We start from the raw sequence: 21,373 nt of genomic DNA on the forward strand, positions 1-21,373 counted from the left end.
CCGGGCGGGTTGTCACCCGGGGCGCACGTGAGAAGCGCCCTATTGTCCGAGCCGGTTGGCCGTGTGCACCGCGCGCAGGACCGCCGCCGCCTTGTTGCGGCACTCGGTGTCCTCGGCGACGGGGTCGGAGTCGGCGACGATGCCGGCGCCGGCCTGGACGTACGCCGTGCCGTCGCGCAGCAGTGCCGTGCGGATGGCGATGGCGGTGTCGGAGTCGCCCGCGAAGTCGAGATAGCCGACGCAGCCGCCGTACAGGCCCCTGCGGGACGGCTCCAGTTCGTCGATGATCTGCATGGCGCGCGGCTTCGGGGCGCCGGAGAGAGTGCCGGCGGGGAAGCAGGCGGTCAGGACGTCGAAGGCCGTACGGCCCGCCGCGACCCGGCCGGTGACGGTGGACACGATGTGCATCACGTGCGAGTACCGCTCGACGGACATGAAGTCGACGACCTCGACCGAGCCCGGTTCGCAGACCCGGCCCAGGTCGTTGCGGCCGAGGTCGACGAGCATCAGGTGCTCGGCGCGCTCCTTGGGGTCGGCGAGCAGCTCCTCGGCGAGGGCCTGGTCCTCCTGCGGGGTCGCGCCCCGGTGCCGGGTGCCGGCGATGGGGTGGACCATGGCGTGCCCGTCCTCGACCTTGACCAGGGCCTCGGGGGAGGAACCGACGACGTCGAAGCCGTCGAAGCGGAACAGGTACATGTACGGGGACGGGTTGGTCGCCCTGAGGACGCGGTAGACGTCCAACGCGCTTGCCGTGCACGGTGTTTCGAAGCGCTGGGAGGGGACGACCTGGAAGGCCTCGCCGGCCCGGATGCGTTCCTTGATGTCCTCGACGGCCTCCTGGAAGTCGGGGCCGCCCCACAGCGCGGTGTACTCGGGCAGCTCCGAGGGCGGCAGGGCCGCCGGGGGCTGGGGGACGGGCCGGGCGAGGTCGGCCTGCATGGCGTCGAGGCGGGCGACGGCGTCGGCGTGGGCCTCGTCGACACCCGTGTCCAGGTCGTTGTGGTTGATGGCGTTGGCGATGAGCAGGACCGAGCCCTCCCAGTGGTCCATGACCGCCAGGTCGCTCGTCAGCAGCATGGTCAGCTCGGGCAGCCGGAGGTCGTCCCGCTCGCCGGGGCCGATCTTCTCCAGGCGGCGCACGATGTCGTAGCCGAGGTAGCCGACCATGCCGCCGGTGAAGGGCGGCATGCCCTCCTGGTGGGGGGTGTGGAGCGCCTCGATGGTGGCGCGCAGGGCGGCGAGGGGGTCGCCGTCCACGGGGACGCCGACGGGCGGGGTGCCGAGCCAGTGGGCCCGGCCGTCGCGGGCGGTGAGGGTGGCGTGGCTGCGGACGCCCACGAAGGAGTAACGGGACCACGAGCGGCCGTTCTCCGCGGACTCCAGCAGGAAGGTGCCGGGGCGTTCGGCGGCGAGCTTGCGGTAGAGCGCGACCGGGGTGTCGCCGTCGGCGAGGAGTTTGCGGCTGACGGGGATGACCCGGCGGTCGCCGGCCAGCTTGCGGAACGTCTCGAGGTCCATGGCGGCTGACCTTACTGATCCAGTGACGGTACGTCGGAATCGGCGCCGCCCTCGACGGCCTTGAGGACGTCCTCGTCGAAGCAGGTGCGGGCGCCGGTGTGGCAGGCGGCGCCGACCTGGTCGACCTTGACGAGGACGGTGTCGGCGTCGCAGTCCAGGGCGACGGACTTCACCCACTGGAAGTGGCCGGAGGTGTCGCCCTTCACCCAGTACTCGTGGCGGCTGCGCGACCAGTACGTGCAGCGGCCGGTGGTGATCGTGCGGTGCAGGGCCTCGTCGTCCATCCAGCCGAGCATGAGCACCTCACCGGTGTCGTACTGCTGGGCGATGGCGGGCAGGAGCCCGTCGGCGCTGCGCTTGATGCGCGCGGCGATCCGGGGGTCCAGCGCGCTGGGAGTGCCGGGGCCGGCGGGGGCTCCGGGACCGGGAGGGCTGCTGGAGGACGGCGTGCTGGTCATGCGTGCCATTGTGCCGCGCCGCGCCGACCGGCCCGGTCCGTTGTCCACAGGCCGGACCCTCTTGTCGTACGAATGGCACCCCGGCCGGGCATCCGTCGCCACGTGTCGGCCGGACCTGCGCTGGGCGGAGCATCGGCGCGGTCGTAGGCTGGCTGCATGTCGACCCATGCCAAGCGTGAACGGCTTCTCTTCGCCGACCTGTTGGAGACCGCGGGCCCTGAGGCCCCCACCCTGTGCGAGGGCTGGACGACCCGTGATCTGGCCGCGCACGTGGTCGTGCGCGAGCGCCGCCCCGACGCCGCCGGGGGCATACTCATCAAGCAGCTCGCGTCGCGCCTGGACCGGGTGATGGCGGAGTTCGCCGCGAAACCCTATGAGGAACTGATCCAGCTCGTCCGCACCGGTCCGCCGCGTTTCTCGCCGTTCTCCCTCAAGCAGATCGACGAGGCGTCGAACACGATCGAGTTCTACGTCCACACCGAGGACGTCCGCCGCGCCCGGCCCGAATGGTCGCCGCGCGAGCTCGACCACGTCTTCCAGGACGCCCTCTGGTCCCGCCTGGAGCGCACCGCCCGCCTCATGGGCCGCGGCTCCCCCACCGGCCTGGTCCTGCGCCGCCCCGACGGCCGGACGGCGGTGGCCCACCGCGGCGCCCCCGTCGTCACCGTCACCGGCGAGCCCTCCGAGCTGCTGCTGTTCCTCTACGGCCGCCAGCAGGTCGCCGACGTCGAACTGGAGGGCGAGAAGGAAGCGATCACCAAGCTGCACGAGACGAAGCAGCTGGGTATCTGAGCAGGCCCCGCCGCACGCACCGACGGAGATGCCCCGGCCGCCCTCGGGCGGCCGGGGCCGGAGCGGTGCGCGACGTCACCGCACCGGGTGCCCCGCCCCCCGCAGCGCGTTCTTGACCTCGCCGATGCGCAGGTCGCCGAAGTGGAAGACGGAGGCGGCGAGGACGGCGTCGGCGCCCGCTTCGATGGCCGGGGCGAAGTGGGCGAGTCCTCCGGCGCCGCCGGAGGCGATGACGGGGACGGTGACGTGCTTGCGGACGGCGGCGATCATCTCCAGGTCGTAGCCGTCCTTGGTGCCGTCCGCGTCCATCGAGTTGAGCAGGATCTCGCCGGCGCCGAGTTCGGCGGCCCGGTGGGCCCACTCGACGGCGTCGATGCCGGTGCCCTTGCGGCCGCCGTGGGTGGTGACCTCGAAGGATCCGGCTTCCGTGCGGCGGGCGTCGACCGACAGGACCAGCACCTGGCGGCCGAAGCGCTCGGCGATCTCACGGATGAGGTCGGGGCGGGCGATCGCCGCCGTGTTGACGCCCACCTTGTCCGCGCCCGCCCGCAGCAGCTTGTCCACGTCCTCGGCCGTGCGGACGCCGCCGCCGACCGTCAGCGGGATGAAGACCTGCTCGGCGGTGCGGCGCACCACGTCGTAGGTGGTCTCGCGGTTGCCCGACGAGGCGGTGATGTCCAGGAACGTCAGCTCGTCGGCGCCCTCGGCGTCGTACACCTTCGCCATCTCGACGGGGTCGCCCGCGTCGCGCAGGTTCTGGAAGTTGACGCCCTTGACGACCCGGCCGTTGTCCACGTCCAGGCAGGGGATGACTCGGACCGCCAGGGTCATGAATCCACGGCTCCTTAGGAATGGCCTGATGTCCTGGGAAAGGCCCGCGAAGGCCTAGCCTCTGAATGCTTCGATCTCTACTTCGACGAGGATGCGCGGGTCGACGAAACCCTCCACGACCAGCAGGGTCGCGGCCGGACGCACCGGGTCGAAGATCTCCTTGTGGGCCCGCCCCACGTCCTCCACGTCCCGCATGTGGGTCAGGTACATCCGCGTACGGATCACGGACCCGGCGCCGAGCCCGAACTCGCCGAGCGCCTCGACCGCGCTGGTGAAGGCCACCTTGGCCTGTTCGTACGGGTCGCCCTCCCCGTACAGCACATCGCCCCTGAAGGCCGTCGTGCCCGCCACCAGGACGCGGTCGCCCGCCGCGACGGCGCGCGCGAAACCGAAGGACTCCTCCCAGGGACTCCCGCTCTGCACACGCCGCACGGCTTCGGACGTCATGACGACACAGCCTCCAGGGCCTCTTCCAGGGTGAACGCCTTCGCGTACAGGGCCTTGCCGACGATGGAGCCCTCGACACCGAGGGGCACCAGCTCGGCGATGGCCCGCAGGTCGTCGAGGGACGACACGCCGCCGGACGCCACGACCGGGCGGTCCGTCGCGGCGCACACGTTGCGCAGCAGCTCCAGGTTGGGGCCCTGGAGGGTGCCGTCCTTGGCGATGTCCGTGACGACGTAGCGGGCGCAGCCCTCCTTGTCGAGGCGCTCCAGCGTCTCGTAGAGGTCGCCGCCGTCGCGGGTCCAGCCACGGCCCTTCAACGTCGTACCGCGCACGTCCAGACCCACCGCGATCCTGTCGCCGTGTTCGGCGATGACCTTGGCGACCCACTCGGGGGTCTCCAGGGCGGCGGTGCCCAGGTTGACCCGGGTGCAGCCGGTGGCCAGGGCCTTCGCCAGGGAGGCGTCGTCCCGGATGCCGCCGGACAGTTCCACCTTGATGTCCATCGCCCGGGTGACCTCGGCGACCAGGTCCCGGTTGTCGCCGGTGCCGAACGCGGCGTCCAGGTCGACCAGGTGCAGCCACTCGGCGCCCGCACGCTGCCAGGCGAGGGCGGCCTGGAGCGGGGAGCCGTAGGAGGTCTCCGTGCCGGACTCGCCGTGGACGAGCCGGACCGCCTGGCCGTCGCGGACGTCGACGGCGGGAAGGAGTTCGAGCTTTGCCATGGCTACAGGGTTCCGATCCAGTTGTTCAGCAGCTGCGCTCCGGCGTCGCCGGACTTCTCGGGGTGGAACTGGGTGGCCCACAGGGCGCCGTTCTCCACGGCCGCCACGAAGGGCTTGCCGTGCGTCGACCAGGTGACCCTGGGCGCGGTCAGCGCGGGGTTGTGCGTCTCCAGGGCCCAGTCGTGGACGGCGTAGGAGTGCACGAAGTAGAAGCGGGCGTCGGCGTCCAGGCCGGCGAACAGCGTCGTGTCGGCCGGTGCCTCGACGGTGTTCCAGCCCATGTGGGGCACGATCTCGGCCTGGAGCGGCTCGACCGTGCCGGGCCACTCGTCGAGGCCGTCGGTCTCCACGCCGTGCTCGATGCCGCGCGCGAAGAGGATCTGCATGCCGACGCAGATGCCCATCACCGGTCGGCCGCCGGAGAGCCGGCGGTCGACGATCCAGTCGCCGCGCGCCTCCTTCAGTCCCTTCATGCAGGCGGCGAAGGCGCCGACGCCGGGCACCAGCAGCCCGTCGGCGTTCATGGCGGTGTCGAAGTCACGCGTTATCTCGACCTGGGCGCCCGTACGCGCGAGGGCGCGCTCGGCGGACCTCACGTTCCCGAAGCCGTAGTCGAAGACGACGACCTTCTTGGATCCGGTGCTCAATTCCACACCTCCAGCCGCAGGATGCCCGCGACGAGACACATCGCGGCGCCGATCGAGAGCAGTGTGATGAGGCTCTTCGGCATGTCCTGCTTGACGAACGAGATGACCCCGCCGACCAGGAAGAGGCCGACGACGATCAGGACGGTGGAGAGGCCGTTCACAGCGCGCCCTTCGTGGAGGGCAGGATGCCGGCCGCGCGCGGGTCGCGCTCGGACGCGTAGCGCAGGGCCCGCGCCAGCGCCTTGAACTGGCACTCGACGATGTGGTGGGCGTTGCGCCCGTACGGCACGTGCACGTGCAGCGCGATCTGGGCCTGGGCGACGAACGACTCCAGGATGTGCCGGGTCATCGTGGTGTCGTACTCGCCGATCATCGGCGCCATCTTCTCGGGCTCGGTGTGCACGAGGTACGGGCGGCCGCTCAGATCCACCGTCACCTGGGCGAGGGACTCGTCCAGCGGGACCGTGCAGTTGCCGAAGCGGTAGATGCCCACCTTGTCGCCGAGGGCCTGCTTGAAGGCGGCGCCCAGCGCGAGGGCGGTGTCCTCGATGGTGTGGTGGGAGTCGATGTGCAGGTCGCCGTCGGTCTTCACGGTCAGATCGAACAGACCGTGGCGGCCGAGCTGGTCGAGCATGTGGTCGTAGAAACCGACCCCGGTGGAGATCTCCGTCCTGCCGGTGCCGTCGAGGTTGATCTCGACGAGCACCGAGGTCTCCTTCGTGGTGCGTTCCACTCGTCCGACACGGCTCATGCGCTCTGCTCCTTCTTCAGTTCACGTACCGCGTCGAGGAACGCGTCGTTCTCGGCGGGAGTTCCGGCGGTGACCCGCAGCCATCCCGGTACACCGTTGTCCCGGACCAGGACGCCCCGGTCGAGGATCCGCTGCCAGACCTCGTGCGCGTCCTCGAACCTGCCGAACTGGACGAAGTTGGCGTCGGACTCGGTCACCTCGTAACCGATGGCGCGCAGCTCGGCGACGAGCCGGTCCCGCTCCGTCTTCAGTTGCTCGACGTAGCCGAGGAGGGTGTCGGTGTGTTCCAGGGCGGCCAGCGCGGTCGCCTGGGTGACGGCGGAGAGGTGGTACGGCAACCGTACGAGCTGGACCGCGTCCACGACCGCCGGGTGCGCGGCGAGGTAGCCGAGGCGCAGACCGGCCGCGCCGAAGGCCTTGGACATCGTCCGCGAGACGACCAGGTTCGGCCGTCCGTCGAGCAGCGGCAGCAGCGAGTCGCCGTGGCTGAACTCGATGTACGCCTCGTCCACCACGACCATCGACGGCTTGGCCGCCTGCGCGGCCTCGTACAGCGCGAGGACGGTCTCTTGTGGGACCGCGTTGCCCGTGGGGTTGTTGGGGGTGGTGACGAAGACGACGTCCGGCCGGTGCTCGGCGATCGCCTTCTCGGCGGCGGCGAGGTCGATCGTGAAGTCGTCGCCCCGGGGTCCGGAGAGCCAGCCGGTGCCCGTGCCGCGCGAGATCAGCCCGTGCATCGAGTACGAGGGCTCGAAGCCGATGGCGCTGCGGCCGGGTCCGCCGAAGGTCTGCAGAATCTGCTGGATGACCTCGTTGGAGCCGTTGGCCGCCCAGACGTTCGTCAGGTCGACCCCGTAACCGGAGGTGTTCGTCAGGTACTCGGCGAGCCGTGTCCGCAGCTCCACCGCGTCCCGGTCCGGGTAGCGGTTGAGGTGCCGGGCCGCCTCCCGCACCCGCTCGACGATCCGCTCGACCAGCGGTTCGGGCAGCGGGTACGGGTTCTCGTTGGTGTTCAGCCGTACGGGAACATCGAGCTGGGGCGCGCCATAGGGGCTCTTGCCGCGCAGTTCGTCCCGTACGGGAAGATCGTCGATTCCGAAGCTCACTTGCCAGGTACCTTCCAACCGAACCGTGCCTTGATCGCCGCGCCGTGCGCGGGCAGGTCCTCCGCCTCCGCGAGCGTCACCACGTGGTGCGCGACCTCGGCCAGCGCGTCCTTCGTGTAGTCGACGATGTGGATGCCGCGCAGGAAGGACTGCACGGACAGACCGGAGGAGTGGCAGGCGCAGCCGCCGGTCGGGAGCACGTGGTTGGAGCCGGCCGCGTAGTCGCCCAGCGAGACCGGCGACCAGGGGCCGATGAAGACGGCGCCCGCGTTGACCACGCGCTCGGCGACCGCCGTGGCGTCGGCCGTCTGGATCTCCAGGTGCTCGGCACCGTACGCGTTGACGACCCGCAGGCCTTCGTCCACCCCGTCGACCAGGACGATCGCGGACTGTCGGCCCGCGAGTGAGGGCCGGATGCGGTCCTCGACGTGCTTGGTGGCCTCGACCTGCGGCTGAAGCTCCTTCTCGACCGCGTCGGCGAGGGCGACGGAGTCGGTGACGAGCACGGCGGCCGCGAGCGGGTCGTGCTCGGCCTGGCTGATCAGGTCGGCGGCGACGTGCACCGGGTCGGCGGTGTCGTCCGCGAGGACCGCGATCTCGGTCGGGCCCGCCTCGGAGTCGATGCCGATGACCCCGGTGAAGTACCGCTTGGCGGCGGCCACCCAGATGTTGCCGGGGCCGGTGACCATGGGGGCGGGCGGGCAGGACTCGGTGCCGTACGCGAACATCGCGACGGCGGTGGCGCCACCGGCCGCGTACACCTCGTCGACGCCGAGCAGCGCGCAGGCCGCGAGGATCGTGGGGTGCGGGAGCCCGTCGAAGTCGGCCTGCGCCGGGGAGGCGAGGGCGATCGAGGGGACCCCGGCCTCCTGCGCCGGGACCACGTTCATGATCACGGACGAGGGGTACACCGACCGGCCGCCGGGGGCGTAGAGGCCGACGCGCTCGACCGGTACCCACTTCTCGGTGACCGTGCCGCCGGGGACGACCTGGGTGGTGTGCGTGGCGCGGCGCTGCTCGCGGTGGACGATGCGGGCGCGCCGGATCGACTCCTGGAGGGCCTCGCGGACGGCCGGGTCGAGCTGTTCCAGCGCCCGGGTGAGGGCCTCGGCCGGGACCCGTACCGAGGTCAGGCGTACGCCGTCGAACTTCTCCGCGTAGTCGATCAGCGCCGCGTCGCCCCGATGATGCACGGCCTCGCAGATCGGACGCACCTTCTCCAGGGCGGCCGAGACGTCGAAGTCGGCTCGGGGCAGCAGGTCGCGCAGGGCGGGTCCCTCGGGGAGGGCGTCACCGCGCAGATCGATTCGGGAGATCACGGTCCCAATTCTCTCAGACCCGCGTCGGCCGTCATCCGCGCGTTCCACTGGGTGATACGGAGCCACCCGGGAACCTGCAGCATCACCTTCACGTCTGGTGTTCAGGACGTCACTCAGCGGGCATCACCAGCGTAAACAGTTGCGCGATACACGTGAGTGCACAGGACGGGGGAAGGAAGCGCGTGAGCGAGGGGCCCGGCATCCGGGACGACGGGGACCTGCCGGACGACCTGACCGCCGCCGAGGCAGGCATGTGGCAGGCGTTCCGCAACGGCAGCGTGTACGACCTGCGCGACGGGGACATCGTCGTGGACGACCCGCACGGCGGCCACCCCTGGGGGCCCGAGCGGACCGTTCGGGCCCGGATCGTGGCCTGGCTGCTGCTGGACGGGCCGGCCGCGCTGGCCGGGCGGGTGTCCGCGCTGAAGCTGGTCGGCGTCCAGATCAAGGGTGTGCTGGAGCTGGCGGGCGGCCAGGTGGTGCCGTACGTGGAGATGAAGGGCTGCCGGTTCGAGAAGGAGATCCTGCTGCCGGAGGCCCGGTTCACGACCCTGCGGCTGGTGGACTGCTCGGTGCCCCGGCTGGAGGCGGCCCGGCTGCACACGGAGGGCGATCTTCATATGCCGCGCTGCCGGTTCCACAACGGGGTGCGGCTGGCGGACGCCCACATCGGCACCGATCTGCTGCTCAACCAGGCGGTCGTCTACCGCGACCGGCACGGCCGCTCGCTCTCCGCCGACGGGCTGACCGTCGCCCAGGACGTCCAGGCCGAGATGCTGGAGTCGCACGGCGAGCTGAGCCTGCGCGGCGCGACCGTCGGCGCCTCGCTCAGTCTGCGCGGCAGCCGGCTCGCCAACCCGTACGGCCGCCTCGCCCTGAACGCGCCCCAGCTGACCGTCGAGCGCACCCTGTATCTGACCCCGGCCGGTATCGGCAATCCGCTGCACACCAGCGGCAGCACGCCCGCGCGCGGCACCCGCGTCCAGCGGTTCGAGTGCGAGGGCGGGATCCGGCTGGACGACGGGCGGTTCGGTGACTCCGTCGACCTGGAGCGGGCCCGGTTCACCTTCACGGATGACCAGGAGCTGTCGCTGCGCCGCGTCCAGGTGCCCGAGCTGCGCTTCCTCGGCGACAGGCCGGAGCGCGGCAAGGTCGTCCTGTCCGGGGCCCGCGTCGGCGTCCTGATCGACAGATCGGAGAGCTGGCCGGGCCCCGGCAACCTCCACATGGGCGGCTTCCAGTACGAGAGCCTCGTGCCGCGCGACCGGTTCCCGCTGGCCAGGCGGCTGGAGTGGGTGGCGGCGGCCACCGCCGAGTACAGCCCGGAGCCGTACGAGCGGCTGGCGACCGTACTGCGGGCCGGCGGGGACGACGAGGGCGCCCGCGAGGTGCTCCTCGCCAAGCAGCGCCACCGGCGGGAGAACCTGCCGCTCGCGGCCAAGCTCTGGGGCCACGCGCAGGACTGGACCGTCGCGTACGGGTACCGGCCGGGCCGGGCCGCGGTGTGGATGGCGCTGCTGTGGGCGCTGACCTCGTTCGCCTTCTCGCACGCGGACCATCCGCCGATGAAGAGCGGCGAGCACCCGAACTGGAACCCCTCGCTGTTCGCCCTGGACCTGCTGCTGCCGATCGTCGACCTCGGCCAGGTCGGCTACTGGCAGCTGGACGGGGGCTGGCAGTGGCTGGCCGCCGTGGTGATCATCCTGGGCTGGATCCTCGCGACGACGGTGGCGGCGGGCGCCACCCGGCTCCTGAGCCGGAACTGAGCCGTTCTCTCCGGAGGTCGCTCGGCGTTCCGGACCTTAGTCTGGGCGGCAGACAACCCAAAGCTTCTTCCCACCGTCTTGATACCGAAACCATCGATTGCGTGACCACGATGGCGAGAACCCGGTCCGCGAGAGCGGCGCCGGCTCAGGCGCAAAGGGGTGTCATGGGTCCGCTGCGCGCGCTCGTCCGTACCGCCCGGATGGCACGTCACACCTCACGGCTCGGTGCCGGTCTGACCGCCGACGACGAGGTCCTGCTCGACGCCCCCGACGGGCGGCTCGGACCCGCGCTGGTGGCGGCCGGCCGTGGTGAGTACGCGCCCGCGGCGAAGCTGCTGGCGATCACCCGGGAGGCGGCCGAGTGGGAGAACCGCGACCGGTACGCGTTACGGCTGGCCGCCTTCGCCCAGGCGCGCGACGGGTGGCTGCGGGCCTGGCAGACGGCCGCCCCGCACGACCCTGACGCCCTGCTGATCAGGGCCGAGCTGGCAGTGGCCCGCGGCTGGCGCTCCCCCGCCCGGGTCGAACTGCTGCGCGAGGTGAACCCGTTGATCGCCGCGGCCGCCGAGGGGGAGCCGCGCGACCCGGTGCCCTGGCGGATCGCCCTCGACCACGCCCGGGGCACGGGCCTCGGCCACACCGGCTTCGAGCAGCTGTGGGCGGAGGCGGTCCGCCGCTCCCCGCACCACTACGGCTGCCACGTCTCGGCATTGAAGTACCTCTCGGCCGCCTGGTACGGCTCGCACCGCGAGTGCTTCGACTTCGCCGAGCGGGCCGCCGAGGACGCGCTCCCCGGCTCCCTCGTCCGGGCCCTGCCGGTACGGGCGGCCCTGGCGTACCTCGCCGAGGGGGGCGGGGCCGTGATCCCCCGCGCACGTCTGGACGAGGCGGCGGACGGCGCGATCGCGCTCTCCGCCGAGTACGAGCCGGGCGACCCCTGGCCGGCCGAGGTCCGCAATCTGCTCACCTACGTCCTGGTCCGGCTGGAGCGCTGGACGGACGCCCTGACCCAGCTGCGCCTGATCGGCCCGTACGCCACGTCGTTCCCGTGGGACCGGATGTCGGACGATCCGCTGGGCCAGTTCCTCCAGCTGCGGGACGGCGTACGGCTGGAGGTGGCGTGCTCGATCCCGCTGCGCGCACGGCCGGAGCGGCCGACGCGAGCCGAGGGTTAGGTCTCACCGGAGGTCACCAAACGAGTACGGACGAACACGCCCGCCCCGACGACCATTAGGCTCTGGCCTCGTGACCACCGTCCGGCTGCCGCTCTTCCCCCTGAACTCGGTGTTGTACCCGGGGCTCGTGCTTCCTCTGAACATCTTCGAGGAGCGCTATCGCGCCATGATGCGCGAGTTGCTGAAGACCCCCGAGGACCAACCCCGCCGCTTCGCCGTCGTCGCCATCCGCGACGGCCACGAGGTCGCGCTGAGCGCCCCCGGCATGCCGGATCCGACCGCCCTGCCCGACCGGGGCCCGACCGCGGGCTTCGGCGAGGAGCCGACCAAGGCGTTCCACTCCGTGGGCTGCATCGCCGACGCGGCAACCATCAGGGAGCGCGACAACGGCACGTACGAGGTCCTCGCGACCGGGACCACCCGGGCGCGTCTGCTCTCCGTGGACGCCTCGGGCCCGTTCCTCGTGGCGGATCTGGAGGAGCTGCCGGAGGACGCGGGCGACGAGGCGGGCGCGCTGGCGGAGGGCGTGCTGCGGGCGTTCCGCCAGTACCAGAAGCGACTCGCGGGCGCCCGGGAGCGCTCGCTGTCGACGGGCGCGGACCTCCCGGACGAGCCGGCCGTCGTCTCGTACCTGGTCGCCGCGGCGATGATGCTCGACACGCCCGCCAAGCAGCGGCTCCTGCAGGCCCCCGACACCGCGTCCCGCCTGCGCGACGAGCTGACACTCCTGCGCGCCGAGTCCGCCATCATCCGTAGTCTGCCGTCGTTGCCCGCGTCGGAGCTGACGCGGGGCCCGACGAGCCTCAACTGACGTACACGAGAAGGCCGATGGCGAAGAAGTCGAAGAAGCAGCAGGCGGGCGGAACGCCCGCGACGGTGGCCCTGAGCGCGGCCGGCATGGAGTTCACCGTGCATGCCTACGAGCACGATCCCGCGCATCCGTCCTACGGCGAGGAGGCGGCCGAGGCGATGGGCGTCTCCCCCGAACGGGTCTTCAAGACCCTGGTGGCGGACGTCGACGGCGTGCTCGTGGTCGCGGTCGTGCCGGTGGCGGGTTCGCTGGACCTGAAGTCGCTGGCGACGGCGGTCGGCGGCAAGCGGGCGGCGATGGCGGACCCCACCCTGGCGGAGCGCACGACGGGCTATGTCCGGGGCGGCATCTCCCCCCTCGGCCAGCGCAAGAAGCTCCGCACGGTGCTGGACGCCTCCGCGGACGCCCACGACACGATCTGCGTCTCGGCCGGGCGCCGCGGCCTGGAGGTCGAGCTGGCCCCCCGGGACCTTCTGAAGCTGACGGAAGCGGTGGCCGCGCCCATCGCCCGCGCGTGACCCCGGTGTAGTTCCTGGGGGTCACGCGTCAGGGCTCGGGGGTTTCCGGTGCGTGGGCGGGTGCGGGTGCGTGGGCGGGTGAGTGGGCTTCTCGCGCAGTTCCCCGCGCCCCTGAAGGACCAGGCCCTGCGGGCCTGAAGTGCACGGGGCACAGCCCCTGCTTTTCAGGGGCGCGGGGAACTGCGCGAGCAACCACGACGCCCCCGCAGACGCCGACGCACCCGAACCCCCGGCCCACCAGGCGCCCAGGACGTCACGCGACCGGCGCCCCGTACCCGTCCTTGATCTGCTCACCCTCGAACGGCTCGGGATCCCGCGGCCCGAACAACGCGGTCAGCCCGAGGTGGACGAGCAACGCCGCCAGCGGCCACGCCAGCAGCGCCCCCTTCGCGGCGAGCTTCAGCGGCGCGGAGAACGTCACCCCCTGCCCGACCTCCTTGGCCCGTGCCGCGACATCGGTCTCGGGTCCGAGCCAGACCCCGAGCCGCCACGCCAGCACGGCGCCCAGCAGCCCGCCGACCGTGAGCGCCACGACGAGGGGCACCCCACCGCGCCGGCGCAGCACGAAGACGACGAGTGCGCTCAGCGCGCCGGCTCCCAGCGCCAGCAGCGTGAACGTGCCGTCGACGCCGACGGCCTGTTCGCCCTCGGTGTCCTTGAAATAGACCGCCGACCCGTCGGAGACGAGCGGTACGTGCGGCGCGAGCCACCACCACATGAGCCCGAGCAGCGCGCCGCCGAGCAGCGCCATGACCGCGGTGACGACGGCGGCCTCGATCAGCTCGGTCCTCAGCCCGGGACCGGCCGGCTTCTGCGGCTCGTACCAGAGTTCCGCCTCGTCCCCGCCGCTGGTGGGCGGCGGAGCCCAGGGGTCGTTCGGGGACTGGTCGTGCGGCGGCGGTGGGGGAGTCAACGGTGCGGTCACTCTGCCATCGTGCCAGGCGCGGCTGTGCGCCGCGTCACCGGACGGCGGCCCGCCGGTACGCCCAGGTGGCGACGGCCAGGGAGACGACCCCGACCCCCGCGCACACGGCGAGGTCACCGAGCACGAACGCCCAGTCGGGGTCCGGCCCGAAGGTCCGCGCGAAGGCCTCCACACCGTAGGTCGAGGGCAGCAGGTCCCGCGCGAACCGGATGAAGCCCGGCATCCTGTCGGCCGGCAGCACGCCCAGCAGGAGCGCCGCCGACATGCCGAGCTGCCCGAGCACGGTGGCGAGTTCCGGGCGCGGGGCGAGCAGGCCCAGTGCGGCGCCCAGCCCGGCGAGCGCGGCCCCGGCGAGCGGGATCACGGCGACGAGCACCCAGAGGTGGGTCAGCGGCAGCCCGAAGAGCACACAGCCGAAGACGGCGGTCACGACGGTCCCCGGCACGGTGAAGGAGGCGTACGCCCCCGCCGCGCCCAGCACCACCGCCGCCGGTGGCACCGGCAGCGTCGCGTAGTGGTCGAGCCCTCCGCTGGACCGCAGCTGTCCGAAGTACTGGGCCAGCAGGTTCAGCGCGACGAAGGCGACGACGAGTACCGCCGAACCGGCGACCACGGCGTGCGCCTCGGCACCGCCGTCCACCACACCGCGCATCAGGATCATGATCCCGATCGACTGGAAGGTGGCCACGAACAGCAGCGGGATCCGCGCGACGCGTGCCCGGGAGAGCTGCGCCCGGTACACGGCACAGAGCGACGGCCACAGGCGCGCGCGGGGCCCGAGCTCGGCGGCTCGGCGCTCCACGTGCTCCTCGGCGGCCAGGGCCTGGCCCGGCAGGATCTCGGCGGGTACGACACTCACGTCGAGCGGCTCCTCTTCGCTTCGGCTGTCGCCCATTTTCGTACGGCCGTGGCAGCCCTGCCGTTCACATCCGCACCGACTGTTCTCCGGCACACGCCCGCGTCCCTCACCCCTTGACCAGTCCCTGTGCACTGCCCGCGCTGCCGCCGAGTGCCAGGTAGACGTCCTCCAGGCTCGGCGTGGCGAGGGTGAAGTCGTCGAGTGCCACGAAGGCGGCGCCCCCGGTCACCGTGGCCACCACCGCGCGCGCCTCCTCGGGGGCGAGCCGGAGCGTCCAGCTGCGCCCGGACTCCACGGCGCGCGGACGCAGCGCGGCGACCTCGGGCACGTCCAGCGGGGCCTTCTCCCGCCACACCAGCTCGACGCGCACCTCGCCCGCGACCTGTTCCTTCAGTCCGGTCGGCGTGTCGCAGGCGATGACCCGCCCTTTGTCGAGGACGGCGACCCGGTCGAGCACGGTCTCCGCCTCGATGACGTTGTGGGTGACCAGCAGGACGGTGGTGCCGGACTCGGCGCGCCGCCGGTCGACGGCGGCCCACACGGCCCGCCGGGCCACCGGGTCCATGCCGCTGGTCGGCTCGTCGAGCACGAGCAGCGGCCGCTCCCCGACCAGCGCGGTGGCGAAACAGGCGAGCCGCCGCTGCCCGCCGGACAGCTTCTTCAGCGGCCGCGCGGCGAGCCCGGTCAGCCCCAGTTCCTCCAGCACCGCGTCCCGCTCGGCCCGCGCCCGCCGTACCTCCAGCCCACGCAGCCGTCCGGTGGTCTCCGCTGCGAGCGCCACGGTCAGTTCGTCGAGGGCTGTCGACTCCTGCCCCAGATAGGCGAGGATCCGCGCGGCCCGCTCCGGATGCCGCACGATGTCGTGGCCCAGGATGTCGACGGTGCCGTCATCGGGCCGCATCAGCCCGGTCAGCTGCCGTACGAGAGTGGTCTTGCCCGCCCCGTTGGGTCCGAGCAATCCGAAGATCTCCCCGCGCCGGACCTCCAGCGCCACCGCGTCGTTGGCCCGCACCTCGGGGGTCCCCGGCGTACCCCGCCGCCCCCGCGTCGCCGGATACGTCTTGGTGAGCCCCCGCACAGCACACACGACATCCCGACCGTGTCGGATCACCTGTGCCGTACGCGTACTCACGAGGGACGAGCCTACGGGGTCTCGGAGGCGAATTTCCCTCCGGGTCGCTCCAGCCGAGCCCGAAGGCTCCGCCGCGTGGGCGCGACCAGCCGCGACGAACCGGCCGATCACTCGCGAACAGGCGTCCCCGAGCCACCAGGCGCCCCTACCGCTCCCCCGCGGGCGCGTGCTCGACCCCTGTCCGCGCATCGATCTCCCGCCAGAACCCGGCCCGGATCGCATACCGGTCATGCTCATCGATCTGATCGTCCTTGTGGGCCAGCAGCCCGAACCGGGCCGCGTACCGCAGCAGCTCCCCGTCCACCCGGTGGGGAACCCGTGGGTACATCGCCGACAGCTTCTGCAGATGCGACTGATCGGTCAGCCGGGCCATCCACCGCCGAGCGAACACCTGACCGACCTCGAAGGGGTCACCTCCGACCGTCGTGATGTCCTCCTCCCGATCGGCCCACCGCTGCTCCGCCGTCGTCAGCTGCGCCAGCGTCGGCATGGCCGCAGCCTCCGGCGGCTCCGACGCGCCCCCGGGCCGGTCCACCCACCCCTTGTCGGAGGACCACCGCAACGTGGCCGTCGCCGGATGCTGCACGGCGTGCGCCCCGGGCCCCCGCATCGCCGCCAGGTCCTTCGGCGTCGGTACGCCCTTGGGGGTTGCCGTCCGTTCCTCGACCCCGTTGCGCGCGGGGCCCGCCGCCGAGGCGTGTTCGGGTTCTCCGGGCGTCCGCTCGACGGCGGGCGCGAGGGCCGACTCGGGCAGCGGCGCCGACAGGATCGCGGCGATCTCCGGCCGCGGCACCGACTGCGGCGCACAGATCCCGCCGACGTCCTTGGCCCGTACCGCCTTGGTGATCCAGATCCGGTCGAGCACGCGCCGCTCGTCGGCCTCGGCGACCAGGTCCTCGGACTGGTTGTAGTCGCCGTCGGCGGCCTGCACGGCCCACAGGTGTACGGCGACACCGTGCTCCTTGGCGGCCATCATGCCCGGCAGCAGATCCCCGTCACCGGTCACGAGGACCACGTCGGAGCAGGCGCGGTTGCGGGCCAGTTCGGTCAGTTCGGCGTGCATGGCGGCGTCCACGCCCTTCTGCGCCCACCGCCCGTCACTCCGGGTCAGCGCGCCGAGCCGGACGGTCACCCTGGGCATCACGCGCAGCCTGCGGTGCTCGGGCTGCGGGACACGGTCGGGGGCGCCGTCGAACCAGTAGATGCGCAGCAGCGGCCGCTCGGTGTCGGCCTCGGCGCGCTCGCGCAGCCCCTGGATGAGGGCGGCGTGATCGACGGTGATGCGGGAGCGGGAGGGTTCCCCGGCGAGGAGGCTGGCGGCCGCGCCGAGCAGATACCCGGCGTCCACCAGGACGATGCAGCGGTCCACGCGGTCCACCCTCTTTCCGGGAGGTTTGCTTCGGGCTTGCTTCGAGTCTGCCCGACCGCGCGAAGGTTAACGGCCGGAACTCGATCTTCGGCGTGGCGTCTTCACCACGAGCTTGCTCCAACGCGGCACCCACGCCGACGCGTCACCGCACGCGCTCCGGCAACTCTCGTCACGGACGGTGATTTTCCGAAATGCGCGCGTTATCATGTTATGTGAGTCTGGTCGCGGCCCTGGCCCCTAGATCCCCCACAGGAGGCAGATCCCCATGGCCAAGAACAAGAAGCAGGACCGGAAGCAGCCGCAGTCCGAGCGTGGTCAGCAGGAGGCCCAGCGGTCCTCGCTGGAGTCGCAGGCCGAGCAGCGCGCGACCCAGGTGACCCCCGGCGACATGGCCCGCAAGGGTCGGCAGAAGCGCTTCGGTCACAACTGACATCCGCGGGACGGGCTGTTGCAGCCCGGGCACACGGAAGGGCGCGTCCGGAACACCGGATGCGCCCTTCGCTCGTTCACGCCCGCCGTCCCGCCGGGGGCGCCGCCCTGCCGGGGCCGCCGTCCCGCCGGGGCCGCCGCGGCCGCTCAGCCGGCCAGGCAGGACGGGCCGAGCAGCACCTTCAGGTCGCCGAACAGGGCGGGGTCCGGCTTCACCCGGTGCCGGTCGAGGCGCAGCACGGTCGTCTTGGTCGGGCCCTGGAGCCTGATCCGGACCTCGCTGTCGCCCTTGTGGTGGCTGAGGATCTCACCAAGGCGGCTGACCATGGGTGGGGTGACGCGGGTGGCCGGGATGGTGAGGATCACCGGCGCGTTGGTGCCCGCGTTCGACAGGTCGGGGACCTGCATCTCCATCGCGACCAGCCGGGGCACCTCCTCGCGCTTGTCGAGGCGGCCCTTCACGAACACCACCGCGTCCTCGACGAGTTGGGTCGAGACGAGCTGGTAGGACGCCGGGAAGAACATGCACTCGATGGAACCGGCGAGGTCCTCCACCGTGGCGATGGCCCAGGCGTTGCCCTGCTTGGTCATCTTGCGCTGGAGGCCCGAGATGATGCCGCCGATGGTGACGACCGCGCCGTCGCCGTGCTCACCGCCGGTGAGCTGGGCGATGCCCGCGTCGGCCTTGTCGGAGAGCACGTGCTCCAGGCCGAAGAGCGGGTGGTCGGAGACGTAGAGACCGAGCATCTCCCGCTCCTGGGCGAGCAGATAGGTCTTCTCCCACTCGTCGGTGGTGAACTCCACGTCGAGTCCGAAGCCCGGCTCGGTGTTCTCCTCGTCGCCCATGCCGCCGAAGAGGTCGAACTGTCCTTCGGCCTCCTTGCGCTTGACCGCGACCACGTTGTCGATCATCGAGTCGAAGTGCGCGGTGAGGCCCTTGCGGGTGTGCCCCATCGTGTCGAAGGCGCCCGCCTTGATCAGCGACTCCGTGGTGCGCTTGTTGCAGGCGACCGCCTCGACCTTGTCGAGGTAGTCGGGGAAGGAGGCGTACTTCCCCTTGGCCCTGCGGCTGCGGATGATCGACTCGACCACGTTCGTGCCGACGTTGCGCACGGCTTCGAGGCCGAAGAGGATCACGTCGTCGCCCTGGGCGGCGAAGTTGTGCTCGGACTCGTTGACGTTCGGCGGGAGCACCTTGATCTTCATGCGCCGGCACTCGTTGAGGTAGACCGCCGACTTGTCCTTGTCGTCCTTGACCGAGGTGAGCAGCGCGGCCATGTACTCGGCCGGGTAGTTCGCCTTCAGATAGCCGGTCCAGTAGGAGACCAGGCCGTACGCGGCCGAGTGGGCCTTGTTGAAGGCGTAGCCGGCGAAGGGGACCAGGACGTCCCACAGGGCCTGGATGGCCTCGTCGCTGTAGCCGTTCTTCCGGGCGCCCGCCTGGAAGAGGACGAAGTTCTTCGCCAGTTCGTCGGGCTTCTTCTTGCCCATCACGCGGCGCAGGATGTCGGCCTCGCCGAGCGAGTACCCGGCGATGATCTGGGCGGCCTTCTGCACCTGCTCCTGGTAGACGATCAGGCCGTAGGTGACCGCGAGGACCTCTTCGAGCGGCTCCTCCAGCTCCTTGTGGATCGGCGTGATCTCCTGGCGCTTGTTCTTGCGCTCCGCGTAGTTGATGTGCGAGTTCATGCCCATCGGGCCCGGCCGGTAGAGGGCCGAGACGGCGGAGATGTCCTCGAAGTTGTCGGGCTGCATCTGGCGGAGCAGCGAGCGCATGGGGCCGCCGTCGAACTGGAAGACGCCGAGGGTGTCACCGCGGCAGAGCAGTTCGAAGGTCTTGGGGTCGTCCAGCGGGAGGGCGAGCATCTCCAGGTCGATGCCCTTGTTGGCCTTCACCATCTTGATGGCGTCGTCCATGATCGTGAGGTTGCGCAGGCCCAGGAAGTCCATCTTCAGCAGGCCGAGCGACTCGCACTGCGGGTAGTCCCACTGGGTGATGGTCACGCCGTCGGTGTGCCGCACCCAGATCGGGGCGTGGTCGACGATGGGCTCGCTGGACATGATCACGCCGGCCGCGTGCACACCCATCTGCCGGACCAGGCCCTCGACACCCTTGGCGGTGTCGATGACCTTCTTGACGTCCGGTTCGTTCTCGTACATTCCCCGGATCTCGCCCGCCTCGCTGTAGCGCGGGTGGGAGGGGTCGGTGATGCCGTTGAGGTCGATGCCCTTGCCGAGGACGTCGGCGGGCATCGCCTTGGTGAGCCGGTCGCCCATCGCGTACGGGTAGCCCAGCACGCGCGCGGAGTCCTTGATGGCGTTCTTCGCCTTGATCTTGCCGTACGTGCCGATCATGGCGACCTTGTCGGCGCCGTACTTCTCGGTGACGTACCTGATCACCTCGACGCGCCTGCGCTCGTCGAAGTCGATGTCGACATCGGGCATGGAGACACGCTCGGGGTTGAGGAACCGCTCGAAGATCAGACCGTGCGGGATCGGGTCGAGGTCGGTGATGCCCATGGCGTACGCGACGATCGACCCGGCGGCGGAACCACGGCCGGGGCCGACCGCGATGCCCTGCTTCTTGGCCCACATGATGAAGTCGGCGACGACGAGGAAGTACCCCGGGAACCCCATCTGGATGATGACGTCCATCTCGTACTCGGCCTGCTTCTGGCGGTCGTCGGGGACGTCGCCGTTGAAGCGGCGGGCCATGCCACGGCGGACCTCCTCCTGGAACCAGGTGACCTCGGTGAAGCCGTCGGGGATGTCGAACTTCGGCATGAGGTTCTTGGCCTCGAACATGCCGGAGGTGTCGATCTGTTCGGCGACCAGCAGGGTGTTGGCGCAGCCCTCCTGCCAGGCGTCCGAGGAGTCCACGGCGTACATCTCGTCCGTGGACTTCAGGTAGTAGCCGGTGCCGTCGAACTTGAAGCGGTCCGGGTCGGAGAGGTTCTTGCCGGTCTGGATGCACAGCAGCGCGTCGTGCGCGGTCGCCTCGTGCGCGTACGTGTAGTGCGAGTCGTTCGTGACGAGAGGCGGGATGCCGAGCTTCTTGCCGACCCTGAGCAGGTCCTCGCGGACCCGGTGCTCGATGTCGATGCCGTGGTCCATCAGCTCCAGGAAGTAGCGGTCCTTGCCGAAGATGTCCTGGTACTCGGAGGCCGCCTTCACCGCCTCGTCGAACTGGCCGAGGCGCAGCCGGGTCTGGAGCTCGCCGGAGGGGCATCCGGTGGAGGCGATGAGCCCCTCGGACCACTGGGAGATGGTCTCCTTGTCCATTCGGGGCCACTTCTGCAGCCAGCCCTCGGCGTACGCGTCCGAGGAGAGCTTGAAGAGGTTGTGCAGGCCCGTCCTGTTCGCCGCCCAGATCGTCTTGTGCGTGTAACCACCCGAACCGGACACGTCGTCGCGCTTCTGGTGCGGCTGGCCCCACTGGATCTTGCGCTTGTTGCGCCGGGACTCGGGGGCGACGTACGCCTCGATGCCGATGATCGGGGTGACGCCGGCCTTCTTCGCGGTGTGGAAGAAGTCGTAGGCCCCGTGGAGGTTGCCGTGGTCGGACATGGCGATGTGGGTCATGCCCATCTCGTTGCACGCGTTGAACATGTCCTTGAGCCGCGCGGCACCGTCCAGCAGCGAGTACTGGGTGTGGACGTGCAGGTGCGTGAACGGCGGCTTTGACACGGCTTCGGCCTCCAGGGGACACAGGGGAAACAAGCGTGAACGACTTCCCCACGGGCTGCGGACAGTCTGGGGGACAGCGTCGAAGTCTATGCCTCGGCACTGACACCGCGA

Annotated in this window: 21 protein-coding genes; 6 read left to right on the plus strand and 15 right to left on the minus strand. The window is 71.1% G+C overall.

The features are described from left to right. Nucleotides 1-39: 39 nt before the first annotated feature. Both OG858_RS11895 and hisI read right to left on the minus strand, forming a co-directional pair. On the minus strand, nt 40-1,518 hold the full coding sequence (locus OG858_RS11895) for an anthranilate synthase component I (RefSeq protein ID WP_086746284.1): 1,479 nt from the start codon (nt 1,516-1,518) through the stop codon (nt 40-42). A gap of 11 nt (nt 1,519-1,529) precedes the next feature. Then, nucleotides 1,530-1,976 carry a phosphoribosyl-AMP cyclohydrolase gene (gene hisI, locus OG858_RS11900; RefSeq protein ID WP_086746289.1) on the minus strand — a complete coding sequence of 149 codons (447 nt, stop codon included), beginning with the start codon at nt 1,974-1,976 and terminating at the stop codon, nt 1,530-1,532. A gap of 156 nt (nt 1,977-2,132) precedes the next feature. On the opposite strand from hisI, the gene OG858_RS11905 reads away from it, so the two are divergent. Further along, nucleotides 2,133-2,768 (plus strand): TIGR03085 family metal-binding protein, encoded by a 636-nt coding sequence (locus OG858_RS11905; protein ID WP_328544927.1) that lies wholly within the window; start codon nt 2,133-2,135, stop codon nt 2,766-2,768. Between the two features lie 75 nt (nt 2,769-2,843). Here the strand turns inward: OG858_RS11905 and hisF are convergent, their stop codons facing one another. Genes hisF through hisD form a run of 8 tightly spaced genes read right to left on the minus strand, consistent with a single transcriptional unit; the run spans nt 2,844 to nt 8,591 of the window. After that, nucleotides 2,844-3,599 carry an imidazole glycerol phosphate synthase subunit HisF gene (hisF, locus tag OG858_RS11910; protein ID WP_086746282.1) on the minus strand — a complete coding sequence of 252 codons (756 nt, stop codon included), beginning with the start codon at nt 3,597-3,599 and terminating at the stop codon, nt 2,844-2,846. A gap of 54 nt (nt 3,600-3,653) precedes the next feature. Further along, nucleotides 3,654-4,046 carry a RidA family protein gene (locus OG858_RS11915; RefSeq protein WP_086746281.1) on the minus strand — a complete coding sequence of 131 codons (393 nt, stop codon included), beginning with the start codon at nt 4,044-4,046 and terminating at the stop codon, nt 3,654-3,656. Further along, entirely contained in the window at nt 4,043-4,768 is a 726-nt protein-coding gene (gene priA / locus OG858_RS11920) for a bifunctional 1-(5-phosphoribosyl)-5-((5-phosphoribosylamino)methylideneamino)imidazole-4-carboxamide isomerase/phosphoribosylanthranilate isomerase PriA (RefSeq protein WP_046704720.1), read from the minus strand. Before priA ends, OG858_RS11915 begins: the two co-directional genes overlap by 4 nt. 2 nt (nt 4,769-4,770) lie before the next feature. Next, a complete protein-coding gene (hisH, locus tag OG858_RS11925) occupies nt 4,771-5,421 on the minus strand; it encodes an imidazole glycerol phosphate synthase subunit HisH (protein WP_086746280.1) in 651 nt (216 codons plus the stop codon). Further along, entirely contained in the window at nt 5,412-5,576 is a 165-nt protein-coding gene (locus tag OG858_RS11930; protein WP_179200749.1) for a hypothetical protein, read from the minus strand. The genes hisH and OG858_RS11930 overlap by 10 nt, the downstream gene beginning before the upstream one ends. Continuing rightward, nucleotides 5,573-6,166 carry an imidazoleglycerol-phosphate dehydratase HisB gene (gene hisB, locus OG858_RS11935; RefSeq protein ID WP_037693319.1) on the minus strand — a complete coding sequence of 198 codons (594 nt, stop codon included), beginning with the start codon at nt 6,164-6,166 and terminating at the stop codon, nt 5,573-5,575. The genes OG858_RS11930 and hisB overlap by 4 nt, the downstream gene beginning before the upstream one ends. Further along, complete coding sequence (locus OG858_RS11940) at nt 6,163-7,272, minus strand: histidinol-phosphate transaminase (protein ID WP_319260912.1); 1,110 nt, start codon at nt 7,270-7,272, stop codon at nt 6,163-6,165. Before OG858_RS11940 ends, hisB begins: the two co-directional genes overlap by 4 nt. Then, nucleotides 7,269-8,591 (minus strand): histidinol dehydrogenase, encoded by a 1,323-nt coding sequence (hisD, locus tag OG858_RS11945; RefSeq protein WP_319066060.1) that lies wholly within the window; start codon nt 8,589-8,591, stop codon nt 7,269-7,271. Before hisD ends, OG858_RS11940 begins: the two co-directional genes overlap by 4 nt. A gap of 182 nt (nt 8,592-8,773) precedes the next feature. Here hisD and OG858_RS11950 point away from each other — a divergent pair, with 182 nt between their 5' ends. The 4 genes from OG858_RS11950 (at nt 8,774) to ybaK (ending at nt 12,861) form a co-directional block, all read left to right on the plus strand. Further along, entirely contained in the window at nt 8,774-10,357 is a 1,584-nt protein-coding gene (locus tag OG858_RS11950) for an oxidoreductase (protein ID WP_319260908.1), read from the plus strand. A gap of 164 nt (nt 10,358-10,521) precedes the next feature. Continuing rightward, nucleotides 10,522-11,532 (plus strand): hypothetical protein, encoded by a 1,011-nt coding sequence (locus OG858_RS11955; RefSeq protein ID WP_086752548.1) that lies wholly within the window; start codon nt 10,522-10,524, stop codon nt 11,530-11,532. 70 nt (nt 11,533-11,602) lie between these two features. Continuing rightward, nucleotides 11,603-12,343, plus strand: coding sequence for an LON peptidase substrate-binding domain-containing protein (locus OG858_RS11960; RefSeq protein ID WP_086752546.1), 741 nt, complete (start codon nt 11,603-11,605; stop codon nt 12,341-12,343). 17 nt (nt 12,344-12,360) lie between these two features. Then, complete coding sequence (ybaK, locus tag OG858_RS11965) at nt 12,361-12,861, plus strand: Cys-tRNA(Pro) deacylase (protein WP_086752544.1); 501 nt, start codon at nt 12,361-12,363, stop codon at nt 12,859-12,861. A 253-nt stretch (nt 12,862-13,114) separates the two neighbouring features. On the opposite strand, the gene OG858_RS11970 is transcribed toward ybaK, so the two are convergent. From OG858_RS11970 to OG858_RS11985, 4 genes are all read right to left on the minus strand, one after another. Next, nucleotides 13,115-13,786 (minus strand): DUF2567 domain-containing protein, encoded by a 672-nt coding sequence (locus OG858_RS11970; protein WP_086752542.1) that lies wholly within the window; start codon nt 13,784-13,786, stop codon nt 13,115-13,117. Between the two features lie 34 nt (nt 13,787-13,820). Next, a complete protein-coding gene (locus OG858_RS11975; protein ID WP_086752552.1) occupies nt 13,821-14,645 on the minus strand; it encodes an ABC transporter permease in 825 nt (274 codons plus the stop codon). A gap of 106 nt (nt 14,646-14,751) precedes the next feature. Then, nucleotides 14,752-15,777, minus strand: a complete 1,026-nt coding sequence (locus OG858_RS11980; protein WP_179201380.1) for an ABC transporter ATP-binding protein — start codon at nt 15,775-15,777, stop codon at nt 14,752-14,754. A gap of 145 nt (nt 15,778-15,922) precedes the next feature. After that, on the minus strand, nt 15,923-17,146 hold the full coding sequence (locus OG858_RS11985) for an NYN domain-containing protein (protein WP_319066065.1): 1,224 nt from the start codon (nt 17,144-17,146) through the stop codon (nt 15,923-15,925). A 265-nt stretch (nt 17,147-17,411) separates the two neighbouring features. Between OG858_RS11985 and OG858_RS11990 the strand changes: the two genes are divergently transcribed. Then, nucleotides 17,412-17,576, plus strand: coding sequence for a hypothetical protein (locus OG858_RS11990; protein ID WP_199923884.1), 165 nt, complete (start codon nt 17,412-17,414; stop codon nt 17,574-17,576). A 146-nt stretch (nt 17,577-17,722) separates the two neighbouring features. Here the strand turns inward: OG858_RS11990 and dnaE are convergent, their stop codons facing one another. Continuing rightward, nucleotides 17,723-21,262, minus strand: coding sequence for a DNA polymerase III subunit alpha (gene dnaE, locus OG858_RS11995; protein WP_086748921.1), 3,540 nt, complete (start codon nt 21,260-21,262; stop codon nt 17,723-17,725). Nucleotides 21,263-21,373: the final 111 nt, after the last annotated feature.

This window comes from Streptomyces europaeiscabiei (genome assembly GCF_036346855.1).
GTDB classification, from domain to species: domain Bacteria; phylum Actinomycetota; class Actinomycetes; order Streptomycetales; family Streptomycetaceae; genus Streptomyces; species Streptomyces europaeiscabiei.